Origin of the sequence: Neorhizobium sp. SHOUNA12A, from assembly GCF_023006505.1 — a bacterium.
GTDB lineage: Bacteria > Pseudomonadota > Alphaproteobacteria > Rhizobiales > Rhizobiaceae > Neorhizobium.
Genome location: NZ_JALBGV010000158.1, coordinates 1 through 5,541, shown reverse-complemented (window position 1 = coordinate 5,541; position 5,541 = coordinate 1). Strand labels below are relative to the sequence as shown.

The following is a 5,541-nucleotide window of genomic DNA, read 5'->3' as shown; positions in this document are numbered from 1 at the left end:
GGCATGCCGAATTGCTTGACGATGGCTCGATCGAGATCGCATTCGCATACCACAATGGCGACGAGGCCATTCTCAAGGCAAATCCAGAGACTTCTTCAACAGCCTGCTAGGGAAGCCGATCGAATTAGAGAACTCATCGCTTCAACGAACGGCTCCGGGCCGAAGAAGTCCGCGGCAATGACGTTGACCGAAAGATCGACAATCTCACCTATCGCGTGACCGTTGCCGAACAGTCCGCCGTCAGCATCACCTCTTCTATCAAGGACCTCCAGACCGGCTTCAATAAGCAGGCCTCGGACATTCAGGTCGTGAAGGAGATATTGCAGCGGATGGAGGCTGCACAGCAGGGGCGCCCGCCGCGTTGACCATTTCGTGAGTTCGTGAGCATATTCGATCCGCGCATTTCATGGCGGACCTAGAGCCCCGTAGCCTTAACCGGCTGCGGGGCTTTTTTCTATTTGCCCCGTCGTTGGCGTCTGCATGGCTTATGATAGCGGGATGGGTTCAGTGAATTTTGGAGCCCATCCCTTAACCGCTGCACGTTGTTGTTCCGCAGCGAGCAGCGGAGTGTTGCTCCCGTACGGTACCCCCCAATATCTGTTTGTTACCGTGCGGGAGCAAAACTCGCTTGATTTCTGCTTGAAGGCGGCTTATGTTCCCGTTCGGGAGCACCAGATGGCGCGCAAACAAAGCAAGTCAAAAGACGAGATAATGCAGAACGAGTTGCGAGCGGGGGCAACCGCGCATGATCTCGCGCGACATCTCGCCACTGCAGGTACCTCCAAAAACATAAGTGGGAATATCGCGGCCTACAGCAGTCTCGCCAAGCCGGCTCCGTCGGCCGCCGAGATCGCAAAAGCGATTTCGCAGACGGGTGCCGTAGGCGAGGTCATGCGAAACCTCAGCGTTTCAATTCCAAAGATCGATCTCAAACTGCCCGATGTTTCCCAGAGAATTCAGGCTTCGCTACCGCGCACTCTTGTCGACCCGTCATCCCAAACAGGGTCATCAGCCGAAAAGATTGATCAGGTAGCGGCAACTGAAGATGCGGCACGGCCTGAGAATACGAAGCAGATCAACACACCCGAAGATCTCGGACGGATGGTGCGCGACGCCCGTGAAGAACGCCGGCTTTCCCAGCAGGCCTTCGCAGATCTCGCCGGCGTCGGTCGCCGGTTCGTTTCCGAATTCGAAAACGGCAAGACGACACTTGAATTCGACAAGGTCCTGAAAGTGGCCCGCGCCGCCGGCATTTCGTTGTTGGCGCGAGATCGCTGACGCCGATGGAGATCCTTGCTCTCGACGTTCGCCTTGACGGCTACGATAGTCCAGTCGGTGTTCTCGTCCGCGATCCACGCGGCGCAATTGCATTTGCCTATCGTGGCGATTATGCATCCCGTAGAGATGCTACGCCCCTATCGCTGTCTCTGCCCCTGACGACAGATCCGTTCGAAGATGTTGTCGCCCGCTCTTTCTTCGACAACCTGCTGCAGGAGCGCGACAATGCTCTATCGGATATCATGGCTCGGGAGGGGCTGGCCCGTGATGATATTGCAGGCTTGCTGTTTCATCTCGGCAAGGATTGCGCCGGCGCTCTCTCCGTCCTTCCCGCCGGCGCGCCACCCACAAAGATGCCGGGCGACTACGCGCGCGACTACGTGCCGCTCGAAAGTGACCGCTTGAAAGCGATCGTGGACGCATTGCATAAGCGTAAGCGCCTGCCCGCAGGAATGGAAGATCCTTCGCCTTTGGCTGGCATGCAAAGCAAAATTGCCCTGACGCTTCTGCCGGACGGAACGCTCGCTGAGCCCGTTGCCGGTTCAGGTGCACCAACGACGCATATCCTCAAGGTGCCTGATCAGGAGCATCTCCAGGACGCGCTGCTTGAACAGGAAGCGATGCAGCTTTCGCACGCCCTCGGTTATGATACCGCCGAGACCGAGGTTCTTCCGATCGGCGGCGTCAACACGCTGCTCGTGACGCGGTTTGACCGGGCTCGCGATAGCCGCAACCGGATCGTTCGCGTCCATCAGGAAGACTTCGCGCAGGCGCTCGGCTTGCCCGCCTCTCTGAAATACGAAAGACGTGGCGCAGGCAATCGCCGCTTCGATGTCCGCGCAATTCGCAAAGTCCTGGAAGCGACGACCGATCCTGCCAGTGAAAAGGACAGGTTTATCCAGGCGACGCTGTTTGACCTTCTCGTCGGCAATACCGACGGGCACGCCAAGAATTTCGCGCTGCTTTACGAGCGTGGCGGCCGCATGCGGATGTCGCCACGTTACGATATCCTCCCAACACGTCTGGACGATGGCCTGACCGATGAACTTGCCTACCGGATCGGCGGAGCCACCACGCTCGATGACGTGACGATCGAGAACTTTGACTTGTTCCTGAAAGATCTCGGCGTCGACAGTGCCGCCGCCCGGCGGCGCATTCGGGTGAACCATGCGCAGGAGATCGCTGACAAACTCGCCGCGCATCTCGACGACCTCGGCAAAAGGGGAATGAAACGGCTGGCGGATCTGATCGCCGCCAACACGAGGGGTCTCCTCGACGCGTTCGGTCTTAAAATTCCCGACAGGGCCAAGAACCGCGATGCGTTCATTGGCAAGGGCGGCGGTTGGCTCCTGAGTTGAACAAGCAACACGGTCTGCATGCCTTGTGCAAGCGCCGCCGCTCCACCGGACGGAGTTGTTCATGGGCGGCAAGGCGCCCTTTCCCGCTGGACAGACCGCTGTTTCCGGTCGCTACCTGGATCGACTGATCTCTAAGTGACTTTCGCGGTGCGATGAACGCGTGGGGCTGCTCCCCATCTGCATCAGAGCCGATTCTGAATGGGAATATCGTGCTGCGTTGGGTCAGCGCCCAGTGGAATCAACACCACGATCGTCAAACGCGCAGTCGCTCTTTCCGCTACTCGGTGGAGACCCATTTAGATGCTGCGAACTGACCGGCGCGAAAACGGGCCGTTCTTGCGAACGGCCCGCCGTATGATCTGCGTGATGCTGCTTGTAGACTGACCCCAATTCTAACCAAGGCTTCAACTCATCAGAGCGAGCCAGATTTCTCGTGCCCAGTAATTCGAGCTTCCACACGCTTCCATAGCGACAAGGCAGGGAGGAAGCTTTTTGAAGAACGCGAGAAGTTCGTCTCGGCGAAGTTTCCGGTTGAAAAGGGTATTGCCATCGGCGTCAGCACCATGAGCCTGAAAGACTTGTTTCGCTAGATCTAGTCCGATCGTCGCAACGACACTCATGTTCATCCTCCTCCACTATTACCTCGGAGGAGGTTGGCTTTTTTCGCGCAAATTTGCGACATTCTTTACCGAATAATTTAATGCTGATCGCATTGATCTCGTAAAAAATATCGGCCCGGCAATACTCAAACAATTGATCGCCCCGCTCTACCAGCCCTGCCAGCAGCTCTTTGCGGGATCATCGATCGGCCGAACGAATGCCCACATGTATTCGAGTTCACCTGCGGAGTCGGAAGGCGAGGGTGCGATTGGTTCAGGCATAGCTATTCCTTCACGCGCAAGCGTCCTCAAGCTGTGGATAATATGTGGATAGCCACCCCCACCGCGCGGCTGGATGTTCTAATTATGTTCTCGTCTGGCGATGAGTCAACAGGGTTTCTTTTCAAGAACTTGCTGATGGAATGCGGCAGAAAAAACGTACGTCGCCAGGGGAGGTGCGCTACTGTGAATGGACAGCCTTGACCATCAGCACGCCGAGCACGAGGGCGACGAGCAACAGAGCGGGAATGTCGCCTATAAAATGCCCGTAATGCATGGGACTGGCGAGCGCTTGGACTGTCATTACGCCCGCGTGAACGATACTTGAGACGACAGTGAACCAAATCAACGATGCGTTCGCCACGGGAGCTTTCGCGGCCCTGATCAGGAAAACTCCGAGGGTCGCGTAAATCGCAACAATCATCATGTAGTAGTTGTTTTCAGCGGGACTGCCCTCGTGCCAGGCCCAGCCCGACGGCCAGAAAGCTGCCAACGGATAAAGCAGACAGCAGATTGCCCCGAAGATAATCAGCGCCGCCGACAAGAGCCGATTGGCATCGAACATTCCAGTTCCTCCCCAACAGCTGGCGCTTCTCCCAAAGCCTCGTCCCCGTCAGCGTTCACCATTCATCGGCTGCCGTCCTAAGCGGCTACGGTGTCATCCACGATGGGCGGCTGGATACCCAGCCTAAATGACTGTCCCGCGGCGTAGGAAACCGCATGGGCCTCGATTTTAAACGCGCGCTCTTCCGTTTCGCCGCCCTCGGTTATCTTAACGACCCATGTATCGTCCGAGCGGAATAACTCTACGACCGGTTCATTCATAATCTCACCCTCCCATCAGGCGCATGAGATTTGAGGCCCACAGCGACAGCAAAAATCTATCGACTTTAGCAGGGTGAGTCCAACGAATGTTCTTGCGGTTCGCCCGGTTAATTTCGCCTTCGCGAGCCGGTGGTGCGTCAGCAAGGGAGGCGCGTCGTGGTGGACGCAAATTTCAGTCGGCCACAACACCTACACGCTTGCGATCGACAACAATGGCGTCGAGCAGCGAAGTCTTCTCGTTCAAGACCGCAAGCAGCCCGTCGGTATCAGGCCAAGCCAAAGTGAAGCGATATATGGCCATGGCGCCCAAAGGCTCTAGATCTGGATCATGCCGCCGAAGTTCTTCACGCTCGGCCACGGCTTCGCGTTGGCAGTCCTCAGGGGAAGCCTCGAAGCCCAATGACTCGTCACTGCCCGGTACGATCTGATACCCGTATACAACTAATTCCATTCCGCGTCCCTCGAGAATCACCCTCATAGGTATATCCCTATCCGGGTACAGGGAAACCTCGCAAAAATGAGGGGCTTTCTACAGGAGCAATGGTGTCTTGACCTATGATCGAGCTGATTTCCAGAGACTGAAGACCAAGCTACGCGCGACGCTGTTTTCTCAAGAAAGGGACGAACCGTTGTCGTGCCGACTTCACGATGCTCCCTTTTCTCACGGAATGCTCGGTCTCGAAACTGAAGATGGAGAGCATGTATATTTGCACGCTGCGGAGGCTTGCAACATAGCCGGCGTCATTACGTCAATCGAGCGGCTCTTGAGCCTCCCTCGATCAAACGTCGCCTGTAGGGAGCTCAGCGAGGTGCTTTTGCTTCGTCTGGACGTTCTCAGGGAATACCTATGCACGGCCGCAAAACGGTCTCCTCAAGGTCGATATTCTGAGGCTGAGCCAGACCGCGTGGTCCGGCGTTGGGCCGGTTTTCTAAAGCACCCAAGCGATTACTTGTTCGCACATAGGTGTTTGCCATCATGGGATTTCACAGCCGAGGAGCCGTCCATAGAGATTGACTGTGCGTTCTTAGCCGCTTGGGATGGCCTGCGCCCGAACGAGCGAAATCAAAAGAAAAGTGATCTGGCGCACCAACTAGAGCAGATCCTGTGATCGATGAATCGATTGTGAGGTGACGCGGCGAGCCGAAGCTGATTCAGCATCCACAGCGATGAGGTGGGTGATGGCGCAAGCATTAAGCGATGA

At 56.6% G+C, this 5,541-nt stretch carries 5 protein-coding genes and 2 pseudogenes; 4 read left to right on the top strand and 3 right to left on the bottom strand.

All coding sequences use genetic code 11. The features are described 5' to 3' along the window. The first annotated feature begins 215 nt into the window (after positions 1-215). The 4 genes and pseudogenes from MOV63_RS31870 (at position 216) to MOV63_RS31860 (ending at position 2,636) form a co-directional block, all read left to right on the top strand. On the top strand, positions 216-365 hold the full coding sequence (locus MOV63_RS31870; RefSeq protein ID WP_247039754.1) for a hypothetical protein: 150 nt from the start codon (positions 216-218) through the stop codon (positions 363-365). A 310-nt stretch (positions 366-675) separates the two neighbouring features. Continuing rightward, positions 676-1,278 carry a helix-turn-helix transcriptional regulator gene (locus tag MOV63_RS31865; protein ID WP_247039752.1) on the top strand — a complete coding sequence of 201 codons (603 nt, stop codon included), beginning with the start codon at positions 676-678 and terminating at the stop codon, positions 1,276-1,278. Positions 1,279-1,283: 5 nt separating this feature from the next. Continuing rightward, positions 1,284-1,592 (top strand): annotated as a pseudogene (locus tag MOV63_RS33110) (HipA N-terminal domain-containing protein); the annotation flags it as partial. Between the two features lie 39 nt (positions 1,593-1,631). Then, positions 1,632-2,636: a HipA domain-containing protein gene (locus tag MOV63_RS31860; RefSeq protein WP_247039750.1), complete on the top strand. Its 1,005-nt coding sequence runs from the start codon at positions 1,632-1,634 to the stop codon at positions 2,634-2,636. Positions 2,637-3,061: 425 nt separating this feature from the next. Here MOV63_RS31860 and MOV63_RS31855 read toward each other — a convergent pair. The 3 genes and pseudogenes from MOV63_RS31855 to MOV63_RS31845 form a co-directional block, all read right to left on the bottom strand. After that, a pseudogene (locus MOV63_RS31855) lies at positions 3,062-3,262 on the bottom strand (IS110 family transposase); the annotation flags it as partial. 433 nt (positions 3,263-3,695) lie between these two features. Continuing rightward, the gene (locus MOV63_RS31850; RefSeq protein WP_247039748.1) at positions 3,696-4,079 is read right to left on the bottom strand and encodes a DUF6632 domain-containing protein; all 384 of its coding nucleotides are present in this window, start codon (positions 4,077-4,079) and stop codon (positions 3,696-3,698) included. A 432-nt stretch (positions 4,080-4,511) separates the two neighbouring features. Then, entirely contained in the window at positions 4,512-4,790 is a 279-nt protein-coding gene (locus tag MOV63_RS31845) for a hypothetical protein (protein WP_247039746.1), read from the bottom strand. Positions 4,791-5,541 lie beyond the last annotated feature (751 nt).

Bases quoted from the DNA above. Each gene is read 5' to 3' on its own strand.
- MOV63_RS31865 (WP_247039752.1), top strand. From the start codon at position 676: ATGGCGCGCAAACAAAGCAAGTCAAAAGACGAGATAATGCAGAACGAG.
- MOV63_RS31860 (WP_247039750.1), top strand. From the start codon at position 1,632: ATGCCGGGCGACTACGCGCGCGACTACGTGCCGCTCGAAAGTGACCGC.
- MOV63_RS31850 (WP_247039748.1), bottom strand. From the start codon at position 4,079: ATGTTCGATGCCAATCGGCTCTTGTCGGCGGCGCTGATTATCTTCGGG.
- MOV63_RS31845 (WP_247039746.1), bottom strand. From the start codon at position 4,790: ATGGAATTAGTTGTATACGGGTATCAGATCGTACCGGGCAGTGACGAG.